Origin of the sequence: Lentibacillus kapialis (assembly GCF_014646635.1) — a bacterium.
Lineage (GTDB): Bacteria > Bacillota > Bacilli > Bacillales > Amphibacillaceae > Lentibacillus > Lentibacillus kapialis.
The window spans coordinates 113655-140552 of record NZ_BMNQ01000004.1 but is presented as its reverse complement, the minus strand read 5'-3'; the positions used below and the strand labels follow the sequence as shown (position 1 = coordinate 140552).

Genomic DNA, 26898 nt, shown 5'->3' with positions numbered 1-26898 from the left:
TTAATTACATCATTCACCATGTATGAACGAGCTATACTATAGTTGGTGCAGACATTCATTTTCATGGTAGATGGTGGCTACGAGAAGGCGTAGCCATGTTCGTTTCTTATAAGGTCATCCATAATTATACTTTCTGACGTTACAAAAAATGAATGCTTGAAAACAAAAGGTACTTCCGCGGAATATAAGTTCGCGGAAGTACCTTTTTATGGTATAGGCAAATGTCGCCTTATTCTAAACTATTTATTCCTGGTTTTGTTGATTGGATTGGTCTTCTTCAATCTCATCCAATTGCTTTTCCTTGTCTTTCGGTACTGATTTTTTATTTTGGTCTCCTTCATCAGGACGATCTTCGTTGATTGGGAAATCAGGCATGTATCGGCCTACAATGGCTGATAATTCGTCTATAAATCCTTGCACAGGATACCCTTGTGCTATTTTATTACCCATTGTTCGCAGACGTTGTACAACATCGCCGTCAGCTACCACCACAGCAGTTTTTCCATATGGGTCTTCATGCATTGCTTCAAGCACTGAATATTTGATGGTGCCAACACGCGATCGATCCAGATCTTTATCAACATCAATACCGACCACGGCGTACGGCCCGGCAACGACAGAGGTCGCATCCTTGACATCCGGAACATCACCTGCAACATTTGCTAAATGGGAGGCGATCTCTTGATTGTTTAAGTCCTGCTGTTCAATCGGTTGCGAATCCTCCACCTGTAAAAAATGGTTATCCTGGTCGTCCTCTTCTGGTAATGATTGTTCGTTGTTCTGTTGACAACCAATCAGCAGTATCAAACTCAAAAAAGACAGAATTCCTAAGCGTAGCAGCATATAAACTCCTCCTTTATCATAGACACGGAATATCTGTCTTACTAGTTTGCTGCATCATAATCAAAATATACGAAAAAAGCTGTTCATCCCGGAAGTATGAACAGCTAAAAAATCAATTCACAATCATTTTTTGAATACCTTTAATCGGATGACTTCGATTAGAACCATCCCGGTAAAATAATTGAACCGGACCTTCTTCTTTCAGTGGTTTGCCGTCAATGGCAAATAAGAGGAAACTTTCAGCCAATGTATTTAGCGGTATGACATCGTCGCCATTTGATGTTTCAAGTGTAACGTTACTGGCATCTTGCTTAATTTCAGCATAGCTTAGAAAATCTCTTATGGGCATCACATAAGAATTTTCCAGGATTTTCTCACGTTCTTTTCGTGGGATCCCTTTATTGGTTTTGTTGATAGGCGGTTTCAGATTTTGCTGGTAAACCTCCTGGCTGAAGCGATCAGCGGCGTTTGTCAGTTCATCTTTTTCGTCCCTGTTTTGTGCGTCCTCTGTAAACGCCTCTTCAAGGCGAATTTTCCGGTCGTCAAAGATCCATACCGTCGGATCCAATGTTATGGTATATGTAACATTACCTGTTATTTGAACAATCATGTATAATCACTCCTATAATGACGTATTCTTGTTAAGAATAGCAGAGATGCTATGATTTTTCATTATAAAAAGATGGATAAAAGCTGAATTTTATTTGCATTTTCGTGCCACAAACGGTAGTATAAACTATAAGGTAGTCTTATTAATGGAGGGATATTATTGATTCCTGAGGTGACGGAAACACATCGTGAAAAAGCTTATGCCCTTCTTAAGGCTGATGCTGACAGAATACTTAAGCTCATAGAAGTGCAGATTGAAAATTTAACAATGCCACAATGCCCTCTATATGAAGAGGTTCTGGATACACAAATGTTTGGACTTTCAAGAGAAATTGATTTTGCCGTTCGATTGAATTTAATCGGCGAAAATGAAGGCAAGGCGCTTCTCGAAAATCTGGAAAGGCAGCTCAATAGATTACATGAAACAGCACAAAATACTGTGTGACAGTTTTGGTGTAATGCGGTAAAAACTTTGCCTGATTGGTTGTTGGCAAGGTTTTTTTATTTAAAAGGCTGCCGGTAGTTTTCCGACAGATGGACTAAAATATGGGTGTCGCCAGCGCGCATATGTGTTATACTAAGCAAAACTTCTGTTCATCTGTTGCTATCCCGCATGCAACGGGCAGCAGGATTCCCGCTTTCATCATTTGCAGTGCTGATATGTAAAAGACAGGTGGAGAACCAGTTCCCCGTGAATGGGCATTTCATTCAGCGGATAAGATGTGACGCTGAATGATGATTCAGATTACGATTACATATTCTGGGGAGAAGTATGATGATTAAGAAATTGAATGATTATGATTTCACGCTTATGATCACTCCGATATTTTTAACAGGATTCGGAATTATCATGATCTATAGTGCAAGTATGGTTATATCAGTGGTGGAAGGGCACGAAAGCACTTATTATCTGATAAAACAAATCCAATGGTTTTGTCTGGCGCTACTAGGATTTACTGTGACAAGTATTTTTCCGTACAAATATTACCAGAAACTGATCAAGATTATTATGCTGTGCATTGTTGTCCTTCTTGCCGGTGTGCTTATCTTTGGAACTACTATCAATAATGCCAGATCATGGTTTGATTTAGGACCGCTCAGCCTGCAACCAGCTGAGTTTGCAAAACTGGGCTTGATTATCTATCTTGCTTCTGTGTATTCCAAAAAACAGGAATATATTAATGAGTTTAATAGGGGTGTGTTACCGCCGTTAATATTGACTGCAGTAGTATTGGGACTGATTGTGCAACAGCCTGATATCGGAACGGCTGCCATTATTTTTATGATTGCCTGTTCCGTCATATTTAGTTCCGGTATTCGTTTCAAGCACTTGTTTATACTTGCATTTGTTGGGTTGGCATTGGTGGCGTTTGCTATTCCCAACATGGTGACAGATGAGCGGATCAGCAGGTTTGCCGGTGCCTATCAGCCTTTTCAGGATCCGGGGGATGATGGTTATCATTTAATCCAATCTTATTTAGCAATTGGTGAGGGTGGTTTGCTCGGAGAAGGTCTGGGTCATAGTGTTCAGAAGCTTGGGTTTCTACTGGAGCCGCATACCGATTTCATTATGGCAGTCATTGCCGAAGAATTAGGATTTATTGGTGTGACAATCGTTATAGGAATGCTGGCTATCATTGTATTGCGGGGACTATTTATTGCCCGAAAATGTTCTGATAGTTTCGGAGCCTTGCTGGCGGTTGGTATATCATCAATGATCGCTATCCAGACATTCACCAATTTAGGGGCTATCAGTGGGCTTCTTCCCATTACGGGGGTTCCGCTACCGTTTGTTAGTTATGGCGGGTCATCATTACTTGTTATGATGATCGCCATGGGGATTATGAACAATATAGCAAAATCAGTCAAGCAGAAAGAGCAGGAGCCGGTGTCTGTTAATACGCAAGGCACTGAAAACAACACAGTTCGCAATAGAGGAGGAAAAACATGGGAGAGAGAAAACAGATCAATAAGGTTTTAGTGGCAAATCGCGGAGAAATCGCTATTCGTGTTTTCCGTGCATGTACAGAACTCAATATTCGGACAGTTGCAGTCTATTCGAAGGAAGATACGGGTTCATATCATCGCTACAAAGCTGATGAGTCATATTTAATAGGCGAAGGTAAGAAACCGATCGATGCGTATCTCGATATTGAAAGTATTATTGATCTGGCCAAAAATGTAGGTGTCGATGCCATTCATCCGGGTTACGGTTTTCTTTCAGAGAACATTGAATTTGCCCGTCGCTGTGAAGAGGAAGGCCTTATTTTCATTGGACCAACCAGTGAGCATTTAAATATGTTTGGTGACAAAGTCAAGGCGAGAACACAGGCGATTAATGCAGGCCTCCCAGTTATCCCCGGCTCTGAGGGCCCCGTTTCTTCATTGAAAGAAGTGGAACAGTTCGGGCGGCAGTATGGCTATCCGATTATTATTAAGGCATCACTCGGAGGCGGCGGACGCGGCATGCGCATTGTCCGGAATGAACAGACATTGCCTGAAGCATACGACCGGGCCAAGTCAGAAGCGCGGGCATCATTTGGCAGTGATGAAGTATATGTGGAAAAGTTGATTGAAAATCCGAAACACATTGAAGTTCAAATTATAGGGGATACACATGGAAACAGGGTTCACCTATATGAACGGGATTGTTCTGTGCAGCGACGTCATCAAAAAGTCGTGGAGGCTGCGCCAAGTGTCTCCCTGCCAGAATCGTTAAGATATGAAATCTGTCATGCGGCAGTAGACTTGATGGAAAATGTTGATTATGTAAATGCAGGAACTGTTGAATTTCTCGTGACAGATGACACTTTTTACTTCATCGAAGTTAACCCGCGTGTTCAAGTTGAACATACCATTACGGAAATGATTACAGGTGTTGATGTTGTACAGACTCAAATAAAAATAGCGGAAGGTCAGAACATGCATAATGCATCAATCGGCATACCGCAGCAGAACGAGATTACGACATTGGGATATGCGATCCAGTCCAGGGTCACCACCGAAGATCCTTTGAACAATTTTATGCCGGACACCGGTAAAATTATGGCATATCGTACAGGCGGAGGCTTTGGTGTGCGGCTTGATGCCGGCAATGGGTTCCAGGGTGCGGTGATTTCGCCACATTATGATTCATTGCTGGTGAAGGTGTCAACATGGGCACTGTCTTTCGAACAAGCAGCACAAAAAATGGTCAGAAACTTAAAAGAATTCCGGATTCGCGGTATTAAAACAAATATTCCATTTCTGCAAAATGTCATTTCGCATCAGCAATTTTTATCGGGCGAATACAGCACTACGTTTATTGACCAGACGCCCGAGCTGTTTGTTTTTCCAAAACGAAAAGACCGTGGAACTAAAATGCTGACCTACATTGGAAACACTACTGTTAACGGTTTTGAAGGCATTACGAAAAAGGAAAAACCCTCGCTGGTTACACCGCCGATACCTGAGATTAACCAGCAGGAGACAATACCTTCAGGAACAAAACAGATTCTGGATGAGCATGGGCCGGAATATTTGGCTGATTGGCTGAAAGAACAAAAAAGAGTTATGCTGACTGATACCACATTCCGTGATGCGCATCAATCCCTGCTTGCTACACGGATCAGAACAAAAGACCTGGCCCATATTGCAGAACCGACTGCGCGTTTATTGCCACAGTTGTTCTCAGTGGAGATGTGGGGAGGTGCAACGTTTGATGTTGCTTATCGTTTCCTGAAGGAAGATCCATGGCAACGACTTTTGAAATTACGGGAGAAAATGCCTAATGTGCTACTGCAAATGCTATTGCGCGCGAGTAATGCGGTTGGTTATAAGAACTATCCGGACAACCTGATTAAAGAATTTGTTGAAAAAAGTGCAACCGCGGGAATTGACGTATTCCGGATTTTCGACAGCCTTAATTGGATAGAAGGTATGAGACCAGCTATCGAATATGTACGTGAAAATGACAAAATCGCCGAGGCATCCATGTGTTATACAGGTGATATTCTTGACGCCGGACGCACGAAATATGATTTGGATTATTACAAGAATTTGGCTGTAGATCTTGAGCAATCCGGTGCGCATATTCTTGGCATAAAGGATATGGCAGGACTGTTGAAACCTGAAGCTGCTTATCAGTTGATTGCTACCTTGAAAGAATCTGTGGATATTCCAGTTCATCTGCATTCACATGATACAAGCGGCAATGGGATCCACATGTATTCGCGTGCGATTGATGCAGGAGCGGATGCTGTTGATGTCGCTAACGCTCCAATGGCCGGCATGACATCCCAGCCAAGCGCCCAGTCACTGTATCATGCACTGGAAGGAACAGACCGTCAACCCGACTTGAATATTGATTCTTATGAAAAATTATCCCATTACTGGGAAGGAATCCGCGATTACTATCGAGACTTTGAAAGCGGCCTGAAGGCACCTCATACTGAAATATACTTCCATGAAATGCCTGGCGGCCAATACAGTAATCTGCAACAGCAGGCTAAGGCAGTTGGACTGGAAGATCGCTGGAATGAAGTGAAAGCAATGTTCAGACGCGTTAATGAAATGTTCGGTGACATTGTTAAAGTAACACCATCTTCAAAAGTGATCGGTGATATGGCTTTGTTCATGGTACAGAATAATTTGAATGAAGATGATATATATGAGCGTGGCGAAACGATTGACTTTCCGGAGTCAGTCATTGAATTTGCACAGGGCTATATCGGACAACCTTACCAGGGCTTTCCGAAAGAGCTGCAGCGAATTATCCTGAAAGGGAAGGAGCCTATTAACGTTCGGCCCGGTGAATTGCTTGATCCGATTGATTTCACAAAAATGAGGGATTCGCTTTATAAATCGCTGGACAGGCCTGTTACGGAGTTTGATTTAATCTCATATGCGCTTTATCCTAAAGTGTTCATGGATTATAATAAATTTTATGAAACATATGGCGATATTTCCGTTCTGGACACGCTAACGTTCTTCTATGGTATGAAATTGGATGAGGAGATCGAGGTTGAAATCGAACAGGGAAAAACATTGTTTGTCAAACTTGTTTCCATCTCCGAGCCGCGAGCTGATGGTACTCGGGTTATATATTTTGAATTAAATGGCCAGCAGCGGCAGGTTGTTGTAAAAGATGAAAATGTGCAGTCGCAAGTGAAAACAAGGCCGAAAATCGATCAGGGTAATGATAGAGAAATAGGTGCCTCGATGCCAGGGACAGTCGTGAAAGTGCTTTGTGATAAAGGTGACGAGGTTCAAAAAGGCGACCACCTCTTAATTAATGAGGCGATGAAGATGGAAACCACAGTTCAGGCTCCATTTTCCGGTGTCATAAAAGATGTTTATGTTAAGAACGGTGACACAATTGCCGTGAATGATCTCTTAATAGAATTTGAGTAATTAGAAAAACTCGGCATTCACCTCGCCTTATAGCGAATGCCGAGTCTTTCTTATAAGGTCATCCATAATTTATACTTTCTGACGTTATAAAAAAAGGGGCAGCGGAATTTTTCCGCTACCCCTTTTTATAACGTCAGATATAAGACAATGCCAGGCGTTTCTAATGTCTGGCACTTCTCGATGACAGTAAAACGAAGTAACTGAGCATTGCAAAATAGCATGAAATGACGAATGCATGCATCAATGCAATCCACAGATTTAACATTGTGAAGATAATCATCGCACCGAAAAATGCCTGAAGCGCTATAAGCAAAACGGTCGTGATCCAACCCCAATTCATAACACGATGTTCGCCGTAACGTTTTATCATTTTAATGGTTAATATGACTGTCCATATAAACAAGAGACCGGCTGCTAATCTGTGCCCCATTTGAACCCATTGGTCAAAGCCGTAATCCGAGAGTGCCAACGGCGAATTATTACTGCAAAATGGCCAGCCACTACAGACCATACTTGCCTCAACATGCCGTACCAATGCGCCGGTATAAACGACAATGACGGTGTATATGGTTATGGCGTAAATCTCAGTCCGGTGTTTTTTTTCAATGGTCAGTGATTTTGCATCGAATTTTGTATCAACCTCGAAAATCAGCAACATTAAAAGAAATACCGCTGTGAATGAAATGAGCGAAATTCCGAAATGAGTTGCCATAATAAAATCGGATTGATTCCACATGACTGCTGCTGCCCCGATTAGCGCCTGTAAAATCAGAAAAAACGATGACATGAACGAAAGGAATTTCACTTCACGTATATGCCCGACAACTATCCAGGAAAGGATTGATAAAGTCAATACAACAAAACCCATAATGCCGGAAATGAGACGATGGCTGAGTTCAATTATGAGCTCAGGTGTCACTTCTGAAGGGAAAAGCTGACCTTCACAAAGGGGCCAGCTTTCTCCACACCCAAGTCCTGATCCGGTCTTGGTGACAAGCGCACCACCGATTAAAACAAACATCATCCCCAATGAAGCAACTACAGAGAGCAATTTTAAAGTTTTAAGCATAGTTAATTGCCTCGCTTTTTGTCATGTTGTGCTACACGCATTCTATAATATCATGTTTGTAGGGCAGCGACCAGAATTATTGATTTGTCGTATCGTATAACATTTTGTTTTGTTTTCACTGTGAAAATGTAAAAAACGCTTGCATTGTAGAGCGTTCTTTGCTAGAAATAATACAGGGGATATTTGTTTGGCTTTGTACCTTCGTGCCCTATTGCCATGGGAAAATCACACATATTGCAAATTATCTGATAAAGGCTTTTAAGCCTTCGTTTTATTTTCAGCCTTTTTCACAAATTTGTCACATTTATGGTACTTACGAATAAGAGATCACAAAATTATAGGAATAGATTGTATTCAATTTCCATGGTACAATTGGGTTAGTTTGAAGGATACTTTTGTAAAATCTTAGCCATGATAAGTATAAGCCTGTCATTCATTAAGTGTTTTTGTTGGGACGAAAAGGGGGGATAAGAATATATGGATAAAGTGGAGACGACCTCTTCACAGATTATTGACAATTCTGCTGACACAAAGAGAAAAATTGTGACATTCTTGGCAGATTTTAAATCACTGACAAAAATGGGGATTGTGAATTCAAATTTAATGATAACATTTGCCGGTTTCTGGTTGGCTATCTACTTCACAAACGCCTCTTTTATCGCCAATTGGGATGTTTTTCTGCTGACGATGGCTGGCAGTGCATTGGTGATAGCAGGCGGTTGCATGATGAACAATTGGTATGATGTTGATATTGATCCGGTTATGACGAGGACGAAGGGGCGTCCGACCGTGACAGGAAGCGTATCGCTGAGCCATGTTCTTGTAATAGCTGTTTCATCAACTGCCCTGGGGTTGATTCTACTGATGTTCACCACGATGGAAGCTGCGTTGATTGCTTTCTTTGGATGGTTTGTTTATGTTGTATTATATACGATGTGGTCAAAGCGTAAATATACATTGAATACAGCAATCGGCAGTTTTTCCGGGGCAGTACCACCATTAATCGGGTGGGCAGCTGTTGATCCAGGTCTTCATACGGTGGCTTTCGTGTTGTTCCTGGTCATGTTTATCTGGCAAACGCCGCATTTTCTTGCATTGGCAATAAAAAAAAACAAAGAATATAAAGACGCTGGTGTACCCATGCTACCTGCTGTATATGGCTTTGAAATTACAAAACGTCAAATTGTCGTCTACATCGTATGTTTATTGCCACTGCCATTTTTCATGGCTTCATTAGGGAACGCATTCATTGTGATGGCCACATTACTGAATGCAGGATGGCTTGCGATAGGAATCAGCGGGTTTTTTATGAAAAATGACCTGAAATGGGCAAACATGATTTTTATCTATTCATTGAACTATTTAACGCTACTGTTTGTGATGATGGTTGTTGTTACATCAGAACTCCCCTTCAGTTAGCTTGTTTTGTTTATCCGTGTTAATACAATATGCAGATTTAAAGGAGAAAGAGAGGTATGAATACATGAAAGGTTGGATGGGAAAAATCCGGGCATTTTGTCTATTAGGGTTAACAGCATTCGTACTTTCAGCATGTGGTAAAGAGAACTTGACAGCTCTTGACCCGAAAGGTTATGGAGCGGAGCAGTCATTTAATTTGATTATCCTGACAACCGTCGTAATGCTGTTTGTGCTTGTTTCCGTACTGATTGTGTATACAATCGTGTTAATTCGTTACCGTAAAAAGAAAGGGCAAGAAAATTATATCCCTAAACAGGTCGAAGGGAACAAAACATTGGAAACAGTTTGGACGGTTATTCCAATTATCCTGCTACTGATCATTGCGGTGCCGACCGTTACAGCTACATTTAATTTAGCTGATAATTCCGCTGCAAGTGACAGCTTAAATGTCCAGGTAACCGGCAACCAATACTGGTGGCATTTCAATTATGAGGGTCAGGAGATTCAAACAAGTCAGGACCTTTATATTCCGGTTGGCGAAAAAGTATATTTAAATATGAAATCATCGGATGTCATTCATTCGTTCTGGGTGCCGACCATATCGGGTAAGATGGATGTGAACCCTGAAAACGAAAATACGATGTATATAGAGGCAAAAGAGGAAGGTGTTTATTGGGGTAAATGTGCAGAGTTTTGTGGACCATCCCACTCCCTTATGGACTTTAAGGTTATAGCCGTAAGTCAGGATGAATTTGATCAATGGGTTCAGGATATGCAGAATGTTGACCCTGAAGCGGAGCCGGAGAAAGCTGTTGCCCAGGAAGGTCAGGGATTATTTCAAGAGAAAAATTGTATGTCCTGTCACGCCATCGGTTCATCACCTGCACAAGTTGGTCCGAACTTGACCAATTTTGGTGATCGTTCCAAACTGGCCGGTGTTAAGGATTTGAATAAGGAAAATTTGAAGCAGTGGATTATGGATCCGGAATCCATCAAACCAGGAAATAAAATGACGGGTAATTATCCGGAGGTTTCGGAAGATGAAGCAGGCAAAATTGCTGAATACTTGATGCAATTGCAGCCATCAGATGTTACACCCGAAAGTGCAGGTAAAGAATAAAAGGATAAATGATTTTAAAGGGAGGTTAAAACTGTGAGTACAGTAGCTGCTCAAAATAGAGGTTTCGGTGCTGTTCTGTGGGATTATTTGACAACTGTAGACCATAAGAAAATTGCACATTTGTATTTATTTGGCGGAGGATTTTTCTTCCTGCTCGGTGGACTCGAAGCGATGGCTATCCGTATACAGTTAATTCAACCTGAAAATGATTTTGTAAGCGCAGGTTTTTATAACGAACTGCTTACGATGCATGGAACAACCATGATTTTTCTGGCAGCCATGCCGTTGATATTAGGTTTGATGAATGCGGTCGTGCCATTACAGATAGGAGCGCGGGACGTTGCGTTTCCGTTTCTGAACTCATTGGGATTTTGGCTATTTATGTTCGGGGGGCTTCTCCTGAATTGCAGTTGGTTTCTGGGCGGTGCGCCTGATGCAGGTTGGACCGGTTATGTGCCGCTGTCGGTCACGTCGCCTGGGCATGGTGTTGACTTTTACGTCGTAGGTCTGCAGATCGCAGGTGCCGGTACATTAATAGGGGGCATCAACTTTCTGGCAACTATTGTTACCATGCGTGCACCTGGTATGACATATATGCGCATGCCGCTATTCGCATGGACGACATTTATAACAAGCGTACTGATTTTATTCGCCTTTCCGGCATTGACCGTTGGCTTGTTTCTGTTGATGTTTGACCGTATGTTCGGTTCAGCGTTCTTTGATGTGGGTCTTGGCGGAAATGCCATCATCTGGCAGCACTTGTTCTGGATATTCGGGCACCCGGAAGTTTACATTTTGATATTGCCACTGTTCGGGGTGTTCAGTGAGGTTATCGCAACATTCTCGAAAAAACGGTTGTTTGGTTATACCGCAATGGTATTTGCCACCATGCTGATCGCCTTTTTGGGCTTCATGGTATGGGCACACCACATGTTCACAGTTGGTTTAGGTCCAGTTGCAAACTCTATTTTTGCGATTGCCACGATGGCGATTGCGGTCCCGACTGGTATCAAAATATTTAACTGGCTTGCAACGATGTGGGGCGGTCAGATTACAATTAATTCGGCAATGCTTTGGGCTCTTGGCTTTATTCCGACATTCACAATCGGTGGTATGACCGGTGTTATGGTTGCATCAGTTGTTGCTGACTATCAGTATCACGACACATACTTCGTGGTAGCACACTTTCATTATGTTATTGTCGGGGGTACCGTATTTGGTATCTTTGCAGGATTGCATTATTGGTGGCCGAAAATGTTCGGACGCATTCTGAACGAGGCTATGGGTAAGCTGACTTTCTGGACGTTTTTCATCGGGTTCCATTTAACATTCTTTATTCAGCATTTCCTGGGACTGATGGGAATGCCACGACGTTATTGGGTTTATTTAGAAAACCAGGGACTTGATTTAGGTAACCAGATAAGTACAGTTGGTGCTTTCTTTATGGCTGTTGGTGTTATTGTCTTCTTGATTAATATTGTTTACACAGCGGTCAAGGGTGAAAAGGTTGTTGATGACCCATGGGATGGCAGAACACTTGAATGGGTCACTGCCTCTCCGCCGGCGCATTATAACTTTAAGCAAACACCGTTAATTCGCGGATTGGATGCGCTGTGGATTGAAAAAACAGAGGGCAAAGGCAGACCGACGCCTGCAGAACCTTTGGGTGATATTCATATGCCAAACTCTTCGTTCCTGCCGTTTATGATGTCTTTCGGGTTATTTATCGCCGGGTTTGGTTTCATCTATCAGGTAAACCATAATTGGGCATATATCCTGTTATTCGGCGGCATGGCTATCATGTTAGGCTGTATGCTAATCAGATCATTGAAAGATGACCACGGTTACCATATACCAAAAGATGAACTTGAAAGTGAGGCTGACTAATATGAGTCATGATCATTCCATTACTCCGGAATCGATGCCGAACGAACCGGAAAAGGCAACACAGGAAGGAAAAAATAAATTTATCGGCTTTTGGTTCTTCCTTGGAGGGGAAACAGTGTTATTCGCCTCCTTATTCGGCACATATATTGCATTGCGCAATTCGACAGCCGACGGTCCGACAGCAGATGAGCTGTTTGGACTGGAACTTGTTTTCATAATGACAATCCTGTTACTGACAAGTTCTCTGACAAGTGTTTATGCTATGTATCACATGAAGAATAATAACTTTAAGAAAATGCAGTTATGGCTTGGGATAACTGCCATCCTGGGTCTTTCTTTTCTGGGAAGTGAAATTTATGAGTTCACACATTATATAACGGGCTATGATTTCACATTTCGCTCATCTGCATTTGGTTCTGCATTCTATACATTGGTTGGTTTCCACGGAGGGCACGTAACGTTTGGTATGGCATGGCTGATCGGGTTAATGATCCGAAACGCTAAGCGTGGTTTGAATCTATACAATGCACCTAAGTTTTATGTATTCAGCTTATACTGGCACTTTATTGATGTTATATGGGTGTTTATTTTCACAGTAGTATATCTGATGGGAAAGGTGGGTTAATCGATGGCGGATAACTCCAATTCCAATGATAACGACGTTAATTCATTTCAAAAGCAAAAGAACAAAGAAGAAATGCAAAAACAACTTATTACCTTTGCATTAATGATCCTGTTTACAATTATCGCTTTTGTAGTTGTTGCTACCGGTGTAATGGACGGTATGTTTGTAATACCTGTCATTCTTATCTTGGCGATTGTGCAAGTGGCTTTTCAATTGTATTATTTTATGCATATGAAGGATGCCGGTCATGGTATGCCGGCCGTCATGATGTATGGCGGCGTCTGGGCCGCTGTTCTTGCATTAGCCGCTCTGGGAGTTATTACCTGGTGGTAGTTGTCTTAAAAGATCGGGAACTATTCCCGGTCTTTTTATGTTGATTTCATGTATTTTCGGGCTGATACTATTATGGAAAGCGGGACAAGTTTTCATTTGTTCGCAAATCGTCACATAATGGTTGTGGATCATGCGCTAAAATACGTTATAATATATCTAATATACAACCGTGTATGGAGTGAATGCTTTATGTGGCTCAATCTGCAAATATTTGGTTTTCGCGCATTATGGAGTCCTTATTATCTAATTTTTGTGCTGGGTTTGGCCTTGACGTATTACCTGATCACCGGGCCATATCGTCATAAATTTGGCGGCAGTGGAAAGGAAAGGCCGTCAGGAAAACAGCAGTTCTTTTTTTACGGCGGATTGATGTTGTTGTATGCTGTTAAAGGTGCTCCGGTTGATTTGCTATCTCATATCATGCTGACAGCCCATATGATTCAAATGGCACTTTATTATATTGTATTTCCGATTTTTATCATCAAGGGAATTCCAACGTGGCTTTGGGAAAAAGCCGTTAACCGCCGAGTTGTCAAACCGGTGTTAAAATTTTTTTCTATACCTCTTATCTCACTGTTATTATTTAACACCCTATTTTCATTATATCATTTACCTGTTATATTTGATTTTGCAAAAACATCTCAAGTGGCGCATTCGTCCATCTCCGTGATTATTTTGATTGCGGCATTTATCGTCTGGTGGCCGATATTGAGTCCTTTAAAGGAATTTGACCGGATGCAGCCATTAACAAAAATCTTCTATATTTTTGCCAACGGTGTATTGATTACACCGGCATGTGTTCTGATCATTTTCGCTGACTCACCGGTCTATGCTGCTTACACACAGGAAGGAGCGTGGTTGCAGGCTCTGTCACTTTGTGTTCCGAGTGGTGTTTTGCAAGGATTGAGTTCAGCTATATCGGGTCCTGAAATGTTCTCACCCATGACAACATTGGAAGATCAACAATTAGGCGGTATCATCATGAAGATAATGCAGGAGATAACATATGGGATTATGCTGGCTAGAGTTTTCTTCAGCTGGTTTACAACTGAAAGCCTCCAGGTTGACCCGTTACCTTCGAATACGAGTGAGCCAAGCATAAACGAACAATGATCAGGTAATAAAGATAACGACGGGTTGCGGCTGTAGGCATCCGGCTTAGAGAGAGGGAATATGAATTTTATGCCATTTTTACCCACAATCAGTACATTTTTTATTGTGACAAGTGCCGTGCTTGTTGCAATCGGATGGTTCTTTATTTTAAAAGGAAAAGCTAAAGCCCATAAACGAACAATGCTATCTGCTGCTGTGAGCGCATTGCTATTCTTTATCATTTATGTTTCCAGAACCATTTTTATTGGCAATACGAGTTTTGGCGGACCTGAGGACATTAAGATTTATTACACAGTCTTCCTGGTATTCCATATCATTTTGGCAACAACAAGCGCGGTGTTCGGTGTTGTGACTATTACGCTTGCAATTAAGCGGAAACTGCGCATTCACAGAAAGATTGGTCCTATTACGAGTATTTTGTGGTTTTTTAGTGCTGTAACAGGAGTTGCTGTCTACCTATTGCTGTATATTATTTATGATGGCGGCAAAACAACCAGCATGATTAAAGCGATACTAGGCGGATAAAATAAAAATCCAAACTGATCCGAAATTCTACCGAAGAATTTTGATTCAGTTTGGATTTTTATTTGATTCTAACGTCAGAAAGAGAAAATTATGGGATGACCTTATAGGAGCGTGTTCAAAACCCCCATGTCTTGGCAGACACCGCAATAAATGAATGCGCAGTGTGAAGACCCCGCAGTTCGTCAGCACGAGGAGGCTCAACAGCCGCCCTCGAGACGGCGCAGTTTCGAGCAGCGAAAGGGTATGCCTTTAGATACATGAGCACAGGTAATGCTGCCCTGAAGCCGCTTCGCACGCAGGAAAAGTGTTTTTCTTTTCCAAGGAGCGGAGAAACAAGCCAACGAAAAAATACGAAGTGTCATTTTTACCGGACTTTTTGAACAACCTCTATAAGAGAGTATAAATTATTTAACTTTATCGATACTTGTCGAATATTGCCACATCCGGGTCCAACGCTTTTGTTCATACGTTCCGAAATCTTAAATTTTAATATTCCATTTTATAATTCCCGCTTCACGTGCTGAGTTGAATGCTATCAGGAAGAGTGGTCCCAGTATAAACCCGAGGAGTCCCAACAGTTTGATTCCAAGAAACATGGCTATTAGCGTTGCGAGAGGGGAAAGACCAATATGCTGGCCCATGACCTTAGGTTCTACTGTTCTTCGGATAGCAAGCAGTATGATAGCGAGGACAGCAAGTTGAACACCCAATATTACATCACCTGCTATAAAGGCGAATACGGACCATGGCCCCAGTACGGCTATCGAACCAATAATTGGAATGAAATCGACCAGCCAGATAAACAGGGACATAATAAAGGCTACGTCCGGCGTAAACAATAATAAGCCAATGAGTGTTACGACAAAGATGATAATACTAACAAGAAATTGGGCCTTGAAAAAACCAAGTATAACCTCAGAAAGTCTCCTGTTCATGAATGAAACTTTTTCGGCGGTTTCCTTTGTCATAAGGTTATAAAATTTTGATTTAAGTACCGGCAATTCGAGCATAAATAGAAATAAAGCTATTAAATAAACAATAAAACTGATCAAATATTGCGGAATGTCAGCAACAATCTGCGCCACTCTGTCAATGGTAATTGTTTCCTTTAGTGTACCGCTCATTGACGTGAGTTGTGCTTCAATGGTATTGGTCACCTGATCATAAAATTCCTCCGGTAGATTTTTCGTATATTGCTCAAATCCGGATTCCCATTTTTCATAAACATTGTTCAATTGGGTAACGTATGAAGGTATATCCTCAACAAAATTAACAACTTGGGTGACAGCTTTTGTTACAATCAGTGACCCGCTGATTCCTAAGAAAACTAAAAAGAGAAGAAATACTATAATGACAGCTGTCTGCCTGCCTGTTTTTAATTTTTTTTGGATCAGCCGGATGAGCGGGTTCAACATTAATGCGGTGATTAAAGCAAGAACCAGTGGTATAGCTATCGGTAGTACGAAAAAGAAAACCAGCAGCAGAAATACTGCTAAAAAAATAAGTGTCCATTGGCGTTTCGTTATTGATCCAGGCAATGTAAATGGAAATCTCCTTTCATCTATACGTCAATAGAAAGATATATATAAAATAGTAGCATGTATGGTTGGTATGTGTAACAATTCTGCTTAAGCATTTTCTTTTCTACAGTTAGTCGGCTTTGTTATTTTTAACCGTTAATCTACGAATGCACCTCGGCATTTTGCGATGAAAAAGCCAACCGCTTACGTTTATGAAGCAGTTGGCAGGTTGCCCAAGGCATTAAACATAACGGGCTATTGTACCGTTATTTTTTATAGTTATTAATATCTTCCTTAACTTTTGATACTAGGCTTACAGCGCGGTCCACGAGGTTCTCCGGAAAATTTTCATCTTCGCCGTATTCGACACCATGCGGGTAATAATATTTCCCCAGAAGAGGGGTCTTCAGCTGGATAACTGCATTACCCAAATCCACATCGCCTTCGACCGCGTAACCTTGTATACGGATATAATATGTAATGTTTTTTTCCTTGGATCCGATTTTATAGTCATATGTCACACGCTCATAATCCCATTGTCCACCGCGAATGAAAGCGTGATTTCCCATCAGGCGGTCCAGCGGTTTAATATCTACTATGGCTTCTTCAATCCCAGTATTATCCAGTCTCATTTTATCCACCTCGCAAAAATATCCTAACATCTATATAATAGTAAAAAAATATTTAACATGCAATCAAAAAGGAATTAATAATCATGAAAGATATTCTCTGATATGGGAAAGATTAAAATGTACGACATTCTATCCTAAGGAGGTTCACTTGATGAAAAATGTAAAAGATGTCATGAGTACTGACATTACGGTTTGCCGGAAGGAGGATACCCTGCATGATGCGGCGTCCAAAATGAAAGAAAGGGATGTAGGTGTGATTCCCGTTTGTTCCGAAAACCAAGAATTGATGGGTGTTATTACGGACCGTGATTTGGTGTTGAGAGGGTATGCTGACAAAAAGCCTGATACAGCCATGATACAGGAAGTTATGAGCGAACAGCTTTATCATGTGTCACAGGATACATCGGTACAGGAAGCGGCTGACATGATGGCACAAAAACAAATCCGCCGGCTACCGATTGTGGAAAACGGCAAACTGACTGGAATTGTTTCCCTGGGAGATCTTTCGCTCGAGGATAAATCAAATGAAGCTGCAGGGAGCGCACTGGAGGATATTTCAGAGCGACCTGAAATTCACTGATATCGCATATAACGGCCACTTGTTCCTGCAAATTTGGAATAAGTGGCCGTAAATGTTCCGGTTCTGTAAACCCGTTATGCTGACCAACGTTTCCCCTTATATAGTATAATGAAAGTAATCGATTGGCTGCCGTGTTTTTTATAACGTCAGAAAGTATAAATGATGGATGACCTTATAAGAAAAGCTTCGGCATTCGCTATAAGACGAGGCGAATACCGAGTTTTTCTAAATGAAATATACATGCATTGTCTTATGAACACATATAGATATTTTAAACAGATTTAAAAGTTTTAATAGAAGGGGAACCAGATATGCGGTTAATTCAAATAGCGGTGTTATTAACAGTTGTGTTCGGTGCGTATTATGTATTGGTAAAAGATGAACCCATACACAATGATTCCGGTGAAATCTCCAGTGTTGACGTGGAAAATAAAGACAGCAAGCTCGAATCAAAGGAGATACCGGATAGAAGATCAGCCATTAATCTGGAAGGCGACACGTTCCAATGGATGAACAAATCCGCAGATCAATTAAAGGAGTCCTTTGGCGATCCGTCACGAAAAGATCCGAGTGCTTACGGCTATGAGTGGTGGATGTATGCAGACAACAAGAGTCAATATGTTCAATTTGGCATTGAAGATAATCACATTAAATCGATTTATGCGCTTGGCAGTGATTTATCACTTGGATCTGCTGCGCTTGGGCAAACCTATAGTGCTGTTGAAGATAATCTTTCTTTTAACCGAAATGTTACTTTTAGCCAGGATTCTTCTTTTTATACCTTCCGGCTGAGCGATAAGGAATTGCGGGAACGTCCTTTGGTGAAAGTTTCGGACGATATTTTTCTACAGCTTTATTTTGATACATTTACGGATAAACTAACAGCTGTCAGGATGTTATCTGCTGACATTCTGCTGCTTCATCGACCATATGAAATTCAGTATCGCGGAGAGCTAGCGGAAAAACCGGATTTTTCGGATGAAAAGTGGGCAAAGATTGAACGGGGAGCAGAACAGCAAATCTTCCATATATCGAATGCCATTCGCAGCCAGTATGGAAAATCGGGATTAGCGTGGGACAAAACGGTCAGTAATGTTGCTTCTCTTCACAGTGAAGACATGGCACAGAACAACTATTTTTCACATTATGGCCAGGACGGTGACGGCTTAAAAGAGCGACTCGCTGCTAAAAATGTACTGTACCGGTCTGCAGGTGAGAACATAGCCGCACAGTATCCTGATGCGCCGGCAGCTATTCATGGCTGGCTGAATAGTGAAGGGCATCGTGAAGCGCTGCTTAATGATGAGTTTACACATTTAGGGGTTGGCGTGTATCAGTTTTATTACACACAAAACTTCCTTCAAAAGCAATAAGTTCAGGTATAATAGAATAGGTTCACGCACAGTATTTGTCGGTCACTCATAACATATCAGTAACTGATAATGTTATTGAGGTGAGGCCTTATGGATGACAATCTCCATCCAAGTGTTCGGGAATTCAAAGCATTCCTACAAGAGCACCCTAAATTGGTCGAGGAAATCAGAAAAAATGGCAGAGGTTTTCAAGAATACTATGAAAAATGGGCTTTACTTGGGGAGGACGATCAATTTTGGAATCAATACAAAACAAGTGATCGTATTAAATCTGATAACCGATCTAAGCAAGGGAAAGCGGAGCTTATGGAACGGCTAATTCAAATGTCACAAAATGTTGATTTTGATAAATTACAAAAGCAAGTGGATAACGTGAATAATACAATAACAACCATTCAAGACCTTCTTGGCCAATTTCAATCTGACAAAGGAACGTCGCAGCGGCCATCCGGAAACGATAATTTATTTAGTGCGTTCAAGGATTAGAGGTGACACGATGCGGGCGCAAGTATATCAACATTTACAGCAGTATCCTGAATTCGCTCATTTTGTTCGGATGAATCCTGAATGGTATCGTTATTTAACACGGGATCCCAACAAGCTGCAGGAATTGGAAGAAGCGTCAAAAGCGTTTTATGGCAAGACATTTTCCCAGCAAGTTGGTAAAATTGGCAACCATGTACAAATGGTTCATATGCTTATCAATCTTGCCGATACAATGAAAGACTAGATGGTTTCACTGTTTTAATCCCTTAAGTTCCATGATAAGATAATAGTGGAGGTGAGATTATGATAGGAACTATCGAATATGCGGACATTCTGGATCACTCTGAAGCAGTAAGTGAGATGGTTTTAAAGTCTGACGTTATGGAATCCTATGAAAATGCCCGAAAAGCTCTTAAGGAAGATTATAAGGCACAACAGCTGATTAAAGCGTTTAATGATATAAAAGAACAATACGATGAAGTACAACGTTTTGGCAGGTATCACCCTGATTACAATGAGATTATGAAAAAAGTACGCTCATCAAAACGTGAAATGGACATGAATGAAAAGGTGGCGGCATTTAAGGTTGCTGAACGTAACTTACAGAAAATGCTTGACGAAATAAGTGAATATATTGCCTTTAGCGTGAGTGATGACATTAAGGCACCTCAGGATGGCGCGGCATTGACCGATACAGGATGCGGTCATGGCGGTAAATGCGGCTGCAATGTCTCTTGATGTCCCGGTCACATTCTGATAAACTGGCTGTAAATGGAGAGATAGCGGGGATGTTTGATGAGAACGAAACGTCAGGGGCTGATTGTCTGGTTTCAGCATATGAAAAACATAAAGCATATTAAACGGTATGGTCACTTAATTTATTCATCCAAAAAACTTAAATATGCCGTTATATATGTTGATCAAGAAGCGTTGGATAATATAGAATCAAAGTTGCTGAAGTTACCGTTTGTATCAAATGTAGATCGCTCATTTAAGCCTTTTGTATCCAGCAATTTTGAAAATGCTAAACCGGATAAAGCGAAGCAATATGACTATAAGATGGGCATTTAGCCTTTGCGGTGAATACATATAAGGACCGCAAAGGTTTTTTGTAACGTCAGAAAGTATAAATGATGGATGACCTTATAAGAAAAGCTTCGGCATTCGCTCTAAGGCGAGGTGAATGCCGAGTTTTTCTAATATATACTTTGATATTTTCTGACGTTATAAAAAACAAAAACCTGCAGAAATAATTCTGCAGGTCCCTTTGTTTTCATACCAGAAAACAAAAAGGCAAAGGGAGAGGAGAAACCGGAGGAAGAACTTATGGGGAAGTGTAAGTCTTCTCCGAGTTTTGAAACAGCCAAGCTAATTTGAGCTGTTTCATTATGCTATTATGGACAGATAAGATTTTTATATACATCATTTGCTTGTAAAATCCAGAAGTTTTTTCTGACCGATACTATCCCAATTAATCATTGATGCTTGCGATTTCATTTTGATAGCTTTATTATAATTGAATGAGGTGGTAGTATGCGTGTAATCGCCGGACTTCATAAAGGACGTCAATTGGAAGCGGTGCCGGGAAAGACAACCAGACCTACATCTGATAAAGTGAAAGAAGCCGTTTTTCAGGTGATCGGTCCTTTTTTTGAACAGGGTGGTACGTGTCTTGATTTGTTTGCCGGGAGCGGTTCATTGGGAATTGAGGCGTTAAGCAGAGGGATGGATCAAGGAATATTTGTTGATAAACATCCAAAAGCGATACATACCATTAACGAAAATATCAGAAGACTGAAGATGGAACAAAGCACTGAAGTGTTTCGTACTGATGCCTTCCGGGCACTAAATGCGGCAGCTAAAAGGAAGCTGTGTTTTGATCTGATATTGCTTGATCCGCCTTATAAAAAAGTGAACTACAATGCATTGCTGGAGACGATTGAAAGGATGCAGCTGTTGAAGGAAAGTGGCCTGATTTATTGTGAACATAACGCTTCGGAGCAGCTACCGGTGGAAACCCGCGATTTGTATGTCATGAAGCAGGAAACTTATAATGACACAATAGGCATTACCGTCTATAAAAAATCATAGAAGGGGGGGATGGCAGATGACACGATTAGCTGTCTGTCCAGGAAGCTTTGATCCCGTTACATACGGACATCTTGATATTATCGAGCGCGGTGCAACTATTTTCGACCAGTTGATTGTTGCTGTTTTTGATAATCATTCTAAATCACCCTTGTTTTCTGTCGAAGAAAAAGTGTCTTTATTGAAGCAAAGCACTGAACATTTGCCGAATGTGACGATTGATACAAGTAAAGGACTGCTCATTGATTATGCGAGAAAACATAACGCGGATGCCATACTGCGCGGATTAAGAGCAGTCAGCGATTTTGAATATGAATTGCAGATTACTTCAATGAACAGGAAGCTTGACGAAGACATCGAAACATTTTTTATGATGACCAATAATCAGTACTCTTTCCTTAGTTCAAGCATCGTTAAGGAAGTGGCTAAATATAAAGGGGATGTTTCTGATTTGGTGCCGCCTCTTGTTGCGGAAGCGTTACGTTCAAAATTTTAATGGCTTATGTTAGAATAACGCGGCACTTGTCTCACTTTATAGTAAGTGCCGCCTCTTTTTTTAAGATCATATATACACTTTCTTATATTTTTCTAGTGCGGCTGATTATAATTAGGAGGGCTGTTAATAACGCTGCAAACGTTATGAACGGTCCGATTTCAGTCATGTAAAGTAATATCCCCTTCCATGTCTCTTCCTTAACGCCCCCTGATACTGGGACACCTTTAAAGTCAAATGAGGTCCGGTTTAAATATAAAGGTGTATAAAATAAAGCTGTCAAAATAGCAGCAAATAAACCATGGAATATCCGAGCGAAAAAGTATGGCGCAAATCGAATATCTGTTGGAGCTAGAATGCTTGCCACCTGTGCTTGTACAGAAAAACCATTGAATCCCAATATAAAACTGACAATAATTATTTTCTCCAGTAGATTGGCAGTTTCGTCCTGAGAAATTAAGTTAGCACCAAGGGTTATTTCGAACAGGCCGGATAATAAAGGTAATGCCAGATCACCTGGCAATGTAAGAAGTTGCAGAACATACTGGAATATCGATGCAATAATCGGTGTTACACCTGCTATATATAACAGCTTGGTAAAGACGGAGAAGAAGATAATGAACCCGCCTACCATAACCAAAGTCTGAATTGAATTTAATACGGCATCCCCGACAACTTTTCCAAAAGGCCTTGGGTCATGAATCCTTGTTCGATGCATCTCCCGAAAGGCTCTAATTATCGACACTTTTTTCTTGGCTGGTGTAGCGGTTTTCTTTTCCGTTTTCCGTCCGTAAAATCGCATGCATACCCCAACGAGTGCATTACCGATATAGTGAGAAGCACCTAAAACGACGCCAAGCTTGACATCATAAAAAAATCCGACTGAAACAGCACCGAAAATAAACAATGGACTTGAGGCATTGGTGAAGGATACAAGCCGTTCAGCTTCGATTTGTGTCAATTGTTTTTCTTCCCGCAACCGTGCTGAAATTTTTGCCCCTGTCGGATAGCCGCTTGCCATCCCCATTGCCCATGCAAAACTGCCAACACCGGGCACGTTAAACAATGGACGCATAATTGGTTCACAGAGCACACCAATAAATTTTACAAAGCCAAAGCCTATTAGCAGTTCAGCTGTTATAAAAAACGGCAATAATGATGGGAATACAATTTCCCACCACATGTTCAATCCGCGTATGCTTGCCTCCAGTGATTGATCCGGATACTTTATAAGCGAGACTGCGATAAAAGCAGTGATTCCGGCAAAGACTATCGTTTTCATTTTTTGTAGCAATTCAAAGCCCCCTTGAGGATGGCTGATCCTGTACTTCTTTTTTCGATAGTAGTAAAATAATGCTAGTTCATTTATATAAAATGATACGACATTGTTGTACGAGTCTATATCAATATACGCTCATACATGATGTTTTTATGACATACACTTTTGACATGCCATTAAATGTGAGCATGCTGGCAAGGTGGAAAGGAGATTTTCAGTGAGATTTACAAAGAAGCATATTATTGCCTTAATTTTAGTTATCGGGATAGCATTTTTTGTTTCTGCTTATAAACTCCCCTATTATATATATAAACCAGGCGGTGCAGATGCGCTAAACCCGATTGTAGAAGTGGAAGGCGGTAACAAGAGCGAAGGTGACATGCACCTTGTTACAGTACGCGGGGGACAGGCAACCCCGGTTCAGTATCTATGGGCAAAAATCCTGCCAAATCAAGACATTTTGCCGCTCAATAAGGTAAGACCGGAAGGCGTGTCGGAGGACGAATACTTTCATGCACAACTGCAAATGATGGAAAGCTCCCAGGAAGCTTCAACCGTTGTTGCTTATAAAGCAGCCAATGAAGATATTTCAATTGACTACAATGGAGTATATGTCGTTTCTGTTGTGGAAGAAATGCCGGCCGAGGAGGTTCTGAACACAGGTGATCGAATCGTCGGAATTGATGGTCGTTCAATCGATGAATCCAGCGATTTAGTTGAATATGTGGAAAATAAACAAGCAGGAGACACAATAACGGTTAACGTTGTTCGCGATGAAAAAAAATTTGAAAAAGATATCACACTCAAACCATTTCCCGAAGCCGATGGTAAAGTTGGCATTGGAATTCAGCTTGTTACGGATCGGAGTGTGGAAGTCAATCCGGAAGTAAACTTTTCCAGCGGTGATATTGGCGGGCCAAGTGCAGGTCTTATGTTTTCATTGGAAATATACGATCAGTTAACCGAAGAGGATTTAACAAAAGGTTATCAAATTGCCGGAACCGGAGAGGTAAACTATCAGGGAGACGTTCTCCGGATTGGCGGTGCTGAAAAAAAAGTGATTGCAGCAGATCAGGAAGGCTGTGATATCTTCTTCGCAGCGAATAACGACGAAGCAGAGCATTCGAATTATGAAGAAGCATTAAAAACAGCTGAAGAAATCGGTACAGACATGGAGATTGTGCCTGTTAAATCGTTTGATGATGCTTTGCAGTACCTTCAAGAGCTAGACCCTGCCTGAAACAGAGATGAGGTGACGCTGAAGTCTCATTTTAAATGATGATTGGCGGTTTTAGCTCCTGATGGTGCAAGGTTTGTTTTTTTTCACCGGGAATAATGCTGTAATATGCGTGGCTCGCTTTTTCTTCAATTGACAGAAGCGGATTCTTTGTCCCGGCCAGCGTTGATATGAGCGGCACATCCATATCTTTTTTTCTATCGTTCAAATAGGATTGCCCTGTTTTAGTCATACCTAACAATCTTACGTACGGGACGGTTTTCGCGTTAATGAATGGTTGAAGATCCGCTTTGGCAGTACTTGTTAAAATATGTGCAAATATGCGTTGGAGCCTCGTCCATGTATAGCGTTTTGTTTTAATTTTATTGATCCATTCATAAAAAGATGTGGCACTCCGAGCAGTTTTTTTAATGCGATTCTCCAGCCCTTCATCAACACCATGTATGGCGGCAAGTTCTTCCTTGGTCATTGTCATGACACGGTAATGGATAAGCTGAAAATAATCCTCCCATGAATGCCAGATGCCCGCTTGTTTTTTATACGTATGCAGCTGCTGGATCGTTACATCAGGTAAAGCATCGACAGCTGTTTCGGATATGTGTCCCTTGCTGAGAAGGTCTTTACGGATGCTTGTTGCACTTGCGATTGAGCCTGTAATAGCTTGATCATGGTAGGCACTTTTAATACGGGTGATGGTCAAGGGCTTAATGGATAGGTTATGGTCCAAAATCGCTTTAACATAACTGAAGCCGAGAATATTGTTCGGTTTGGTCAAATCCATTTCTGATGTGGCTAAGCCTATTTGTTGATAGGCGTGCCGGCTTGCTTCCGGAAAGGAAAGTCCAAGATTCAAGTTTTTCTGAAGGACTGTTTGATAGGCTGGCTGCTCCTGCTGAAGCACATTATAACTGCTGGTGAACCGGGATATATCCCCGGATTCACTCCCGAAACATAAGCTTGAAACGCCGATTTCATGCAGTGTCTGTACAGCACCCTGAGCGAATAAGTCGCTGTTCTGAACGGCATATATATACGGAAGCTCCAGTACGATGTCGACGCCTGACGACAACGCTGCTTTTGTACGGTGAAATTTATCCATAATGGCCGGTTCACCGCGCTGTAAAAATGATCCGCTCATAACAGCAATCAAACAATCGGCTCCAGAAGCCTGTCTTGCTGCTTTTATATGAAAGGCATGTCCATTATGAAATGGGTTATACTCAACAACTAATCCGCAAGCTTGCATGTATCCCAACCCTTTCTACATCATTTCATTGTATCTTGCATATAACTGGTGAGCAGCTTAGCAGATGAAGCAATTAGGGAGAAAACGTTCCACTGAATGAAGTTTCACTTTATTGTATCAAAAAAAGTCTCACAGTGCATGGTTCGTTGTTGATGAAAAGGGAATACTGATTATAAGATCAGTGTAAAGAAAATATATTGACAAAATGCTATTTTCCTTTTAAAATAACTTTTGTTGCCTTGAGGTGATACTATGAAATTTTCGGTAGCTCAAATTAAAAGAAATGCAAGCCATCAACCTTTTGTTTTTGATGACCATGTTGATGTTTCCGAACTGGAATCGATGAACAATGATATTCGACAAATAGGCTCTGTACACGTTAGTGGAACGGCGACGGATCAGGGTGACGACATTTTTTTTACATTTGCTATTGATGGCACAATGATTTTACCGTGTGCCCGTACATTAGTGGACGTGCCTTATCCGTTTGAAATAAACACAACCGAAGTTTTTACAGAGGCACCATACGAAACAGATGACTCAGATGATGATATTCATCCTATTGATGGGGAAGTACTTGACTTAACACCATTAATAAAGGAAAATATTTTATTGGAAGTTCCTTACCGTGTGTACACGGATAATGCTGATGCCAAAAGCCAGGCTCCTTTTCAAGGGGAAGGCTGGGAATTAATGTCAGAGGATCAAAAAGAGCAAGAACCAGATCCGCGTTTGAGGAAACTGGAATCTTTGCTGGAAGATAAAGAGGAAAAGGAATAGAATCTTCCATTCCTTGCACGATTGAAGGGGGTGTAAGCATGGCAGTACCAAAAAGAAGAACATCTAAAAAGGTGAAAAATCAACGTCGCACGCATAAAAAATTGCACGTACCAGGCATGGTAGAATGCTCGAATTGCGGTGAGCTGACAAAACCGCATCATGTATGTAAATCATGCGGGCATTATGATGGCAGAGAAGTCGTCGCCAATGATTAAATTGATATTGTAAGTTAATTCCAGACAGATCACTG

General features: G+C 41.3%; 28 protein-coding genes. 21 read left to right on the top strand and 7 right to left on the bottom strand.

The window, feature by feature from the left end; all coding sequences use genetic code 11:
- Positions 1–243 precede the first annotated feature (243 nt).
- Together IEW67_RS03525 and IEW67_RS03520 are read right to left on the bottom strand one after the other, a co-directional pair.
- Positions 244–843, bottom strand: coding sequence for a YhcN/YlaJ family sporulation lipoprotein (locus IEW67_RS03525; protein ID WP_188631671.1), 600 nt, complete (start codon positions 841–843; stop codon positions 244–246).
- A 112-nt stretch (positions 844–955) separates the two neighbouring features.
- Positions 956–1453, bottom strand: a complete 498-nt coding sequence (locus IEW67_RS03520; protein WP_188631670.1) for a molybdopterin-binding protein — start codon at positions 1451–1453, stop codon at positions 956–958.
- Between the two features lie 162 nt (positions 1454–1615).
- Here IEW67_RS03520 and IEW67_RS03515 point away from each other — a divergent pair, with 162 nt between their 5' ends.
- The 3 genes from IEW67_RS03515 to pyc all read left to right on the top strand — a co-directional run bounded on the left by IEW67_RS03515 (position 1616) and on the right by pyc (position 6843).
- Positions 1616–1897, top strand: coding sequence for an Fpa/YlaN family protein (locus IEW67_RS03515; protein ID WP_188631681.1), 282 nt, complete (start codon positions 1616–1618; stop codon positions 1895–1897).
- 330 nt (positions 1898–2227) lie between these two features.
- The gene (gene ftsW, locus IEW67_RS03510; RefSeq protein ID WP_188631680.1) at positions 2228–3433 is read left to right on the top strand and encodes a putative lipid II flippase FtsW; all 1206 of its coding nucleotides are present in this window, start codon (positions 2228–2230) and stop codon (positions 3431–3433) included.
- Positions 3400–6843, top strand: a complete 3444-nt coding sequence (gene pyc / locus IEW67_RS03505) for a pyruvate carboxylase (protein WP_188631669.1) — start codon at positions 3400–3402, stop codon at positions 6841–6843. The genes ftsW and pyc overlap by 34 nt, the downstream gene beginning before the upstream one ends.
- 160 nt (positions 6844–7003) lie before the next feature.
- Here the strand turns inward: pyc and IEW67_RS03500 are convergent, their stop codons facing one another.
- Complete coding sequence (locus IEW67_RS03500) at positions 7004–7912, bottom strand: COX15/CtaA family protein (RefSeq protein ID WP_188631668.1); 909 nt, start codon at positions 7910–7912, stop codon at positions 7004–7006.
- Positions 7913–8389: 477 nt separating this feature from the next.
- Between IEW67_RS03500 and cyoE the strand changes: the two genes are divergently transcribed.
- From cyoE to IEW67_RS03465, 7 genes are all read left to right on the top strand, one after another.
- Positions 8390–9331 (top strand): heme o synthase, encoded by a 942-nt coding sequence (gene cyoE / locus IEW67_RS03495; protein ID WP_308430702.1) that lies wholly within the window; start codon positions 8390–8392, stop codon positions 9329–9331.
- Between the two features lie 64 nt (positions 9332–9395).
- Positions 9396–10451, top strand: a complete 1056-nt coding sequence (gene coxB / locus IEW67_RS03490) for a cytochrome c oxidase subunit II (RefSeq protein WP_188631667.1) — start codon at positions 9396–9398, stop codon at positions 10449–10451.
- Between the two features lie 33 nt (positions 10452–10484).
- On the top strand, positions 10485–12338 hold the full coding sequence (gene ctaD, locus IEW67_RS03485; protein WP_188631666.1) for a cytochrome c oxidase subunit I: 1854 nt from the start codon (positions 10485–10487) through the stop codon (positions 12336–12338).
- 1 nt (position 12339) lies between these two features.
- Positions 12340–12963 carry a cytochrome (ubi)quinol oxidase subunit III gene (locus IEW67_RS03480; RefSeq protein WP_188631665.1) on the top strand — a complete coding sequence of 208 codons (624 nt, stop codon included), beginning with the start codon at positions 12340–12342 and terminating at the stop codon, positions 12961–12963.
- Positions 12964–12966: 3 nt separating this feature from the next.
- Complete coding sequence (gene ctaF, locus IEW67_RS03475; RefSeq protein WP_188631664.1) at positions 12967–13296, top strand: cytochrome c oxidase subunit IVB; 330 nt, start codon at positions 12967–12969, stop codon at positions 13294–13296.
- Between the two features lie 189 nt (positions 13297–13485).
- Entirely contained in the window at positions 13486–14409 is a 924-nt protein-coding gene (gene ctaG / locus IEW67_RS03470; protein ID WP_188631663.1) for a cytochrome c oxidase assembly factor CtaG, read from the top strand.
- A gap of 69 nt (positions 14410–14478) precedes the next feature.
- Complete coding sequence (locus IEW67_RS03465) at positions 14479–14934, top strand: DUF420 domain-containing protein (protein WP_188631662.1); 456 nt, start codon at positions 14479–14481, stop codon at positions 14932–14934.
- A gap of 479 nt (positions 14935–15413) precedes the next feature.
- Here IEW67_RS03465 and ytvI read toward each other — a convergent pair whose 3' ends face one another.
- Positions 15414–16472 carry a sporulation integral membrane protein YtvI gene (gene ytvI / locus IEW67_RS03460; RefSeq protein ID WP_188631661.1) on the bottom strand — a complete coding sequence of 353 codons (1059 nt, stop codon included), beginning with the start codon at positions 16470–16472 and terminating at the stop codon, positions 15414–15416.
- A 248-nt stretch (positions 16473–16720) separates the two neighbouring features.
- Entirely contained in the window at positions 16721–17086 is a 366-nt protein-coding gene (locus IEW67_RS03455; RefSeq protein WP_188631660.1) for a YugN family protein, read from the bottom strand.
- A gap of 151 nt (positions 17087–17237) precedes the next feature.
- Here IEW67_RS03455 and IEW67_RS03450 point away from each other — a divergent pair, with 151 nt between their 5' ends.
- The 8 genes from IEW67_RS03450 (at position 17238) to coaD (ending at position 22109) form a co-directional block, all read left to right on the top strand.
- A complete protein-coding gene (locus IEW67_RS03450) occupies positions 17238–17666 on the top strand; it encodes a CBS domain-containing protein (RefSeq protein WP_188631659.1) in 429 nt (142 codons plus the stop codon).
- Positions 17667–17977: 311 nt separating this feature from the next.
- The gene (locus tag IEW67_RS03445) at positions 17978–19039 is read left to right on the top strand and encodes a CAP domain-containing protein (RefSeq protein WP_188631658.1); all 1062 of its coding nucleotides are present in this window, start codon (positions 17978–17980) and stop codon (positions 19037–19039) included.
- A gap of 90 nt (positions 19040–19129) precedes the next feature.
- The gene (locus tag IEW67_RS03440) at positions 19130–19525 is read left to right on the top strand and encodes a YlbD family protein (RefSeq protein WP_188631657.1); all 396 of its coding nucleotides are present in this window, start codon (positions 19130–19132) and stop codon (positions 19523–19525) included.
- A gap of 10 nt (positions 19526–19535) precedes the next feature.
- The gene (locus IEW67_RS03435) at positions 19536–19769 is read left to right on the top strand and encodes a YlbE-like family protein (RefSeq protein WP_188631656.1); all 234 of its coding nucleotides are present in this window, start codon (positions 19536–19538) and stop codon (positions 19767–19769) included.
- 59 nt (positions 19770–19828) lie between these two features.
- Complete coding sequence (locus IEW67_RS03430; protein WP_188631655.1) at positions 19829–20263, top strand: YlbF/YmcA family competence regulator; 435 nt, start codon at positions 19829–19831, stop codon at positions 20261–20263.
- Between the two features lie 57 nt (positions 20264–20320).
- A complete protein-coding gene (locus IEW67_RS03425) occupies positions 20321–20596 on the top strand; it encodes a YlbG family protein (RefSeq protein ID WP_188631654.1) in 276 nt (91 codons plus the stop codon).
- Between the two features lie 462 nt (positions 20597–21058).
- Positions 21059–21616: a 16S rRNA (guanine(966)-N(2))-methyltransferase RsmD gene (gene rsmD, locus IEW67_RS03420; protein ID WP_188631653.1), complete on the top strand. Its 558-nt coding sequence runs from the start codon at positions 21059–21061 to the stop codon at positions 21614–21616.
- A 16-nt stretch (positions 21617–21632) separates the two neighbouring features.
- Positions 21633–22109: a pantetheine-phosphate adenylyltransferase gene (coaD, locus tag IEW67_RS03415; RefSeq protein ID WP_188631652.1), complete on the top strand. Its 477-nt coding sequence runs from the start codon at positions 21633–21635 to the stop codon at positions 22107–22109.
- Between the two features lie 82 nt (positions 22110–22191).
- Here coaD and spoVV read toward each other — a convergent pair whose 3' ends face one another.
- Entirely contained in the window at positions 22192–23400 is a 1209-nt protein-coding gene (gene spoVV / locus IEW67_RS03410; protein ID WP_308430701.1) for a dipicolinic acid transporter SpoVV, read from the bottom strand.
- A 202-nt stretch (positions 23401–23602) separates the two neighbouring features.
- On the opposite strand from spoVV, the gene IEW67_RS03405 reads away from it, so the two are divergent.
- Positions 23603–24625 (top strand): SepM family pheromone-processing serine protease, encoded by a 1023-nt coding sequence (locus IEW67_RS03405; RefSeq protein ID WP_188631651.1) that lies wholly within the window; start codon positions 23603–23605, stop codon positions 24623–24625.
- A gap of 31 nt (positions 24626–24656) precedes the next feature.
- Here IEW67_RS03405 and IEW67_RS03400 read toward each other — a convergent pair whose 3' ends face one another.
- Positions 24657–25868 carry a nucleotidyltransferase gene (locus IEW67_RS03400; protein WP_188631650.1) on the bottom strand — a complete coding sequence of 404 codons (1212 nt, stop codon included), beginning with the start codon at positions 25866–25868 and terminating at the stop codon, positions 24657–24659.
- Between the two features lie 252 nt (positions 25869–26120).
- Here IEW67_RS03400 and IEW67_RS03395 point away from each other — a divergent pair, with 252 nt between their 5' ends.
- Positions 26121–26648: a YceD family protein gene (locus IEW67_RS03395; RefSeq protein ID WP_188631649.1), complete on the top strand. Its 528-nt coding sequence runs from the start codon at positions 26121–26123 to the stop codon at positions 26646–26648.
- A gap of 38 nt (positions 26649–26686) precedes the next feature.
- On the top strand, positions 26687–26863 hold the full coding sequence (gene rpmF, locus IEW67_RS03390; RefSeq protein ID WP_135108195.1) for a 50S ribosomal protein L32: 177 nt from the start codon (positions 26687–26689) through the stop codon (positions 26861–26863).
- Positions 26864–26898 lie beyond the last annotated feature (35 nt).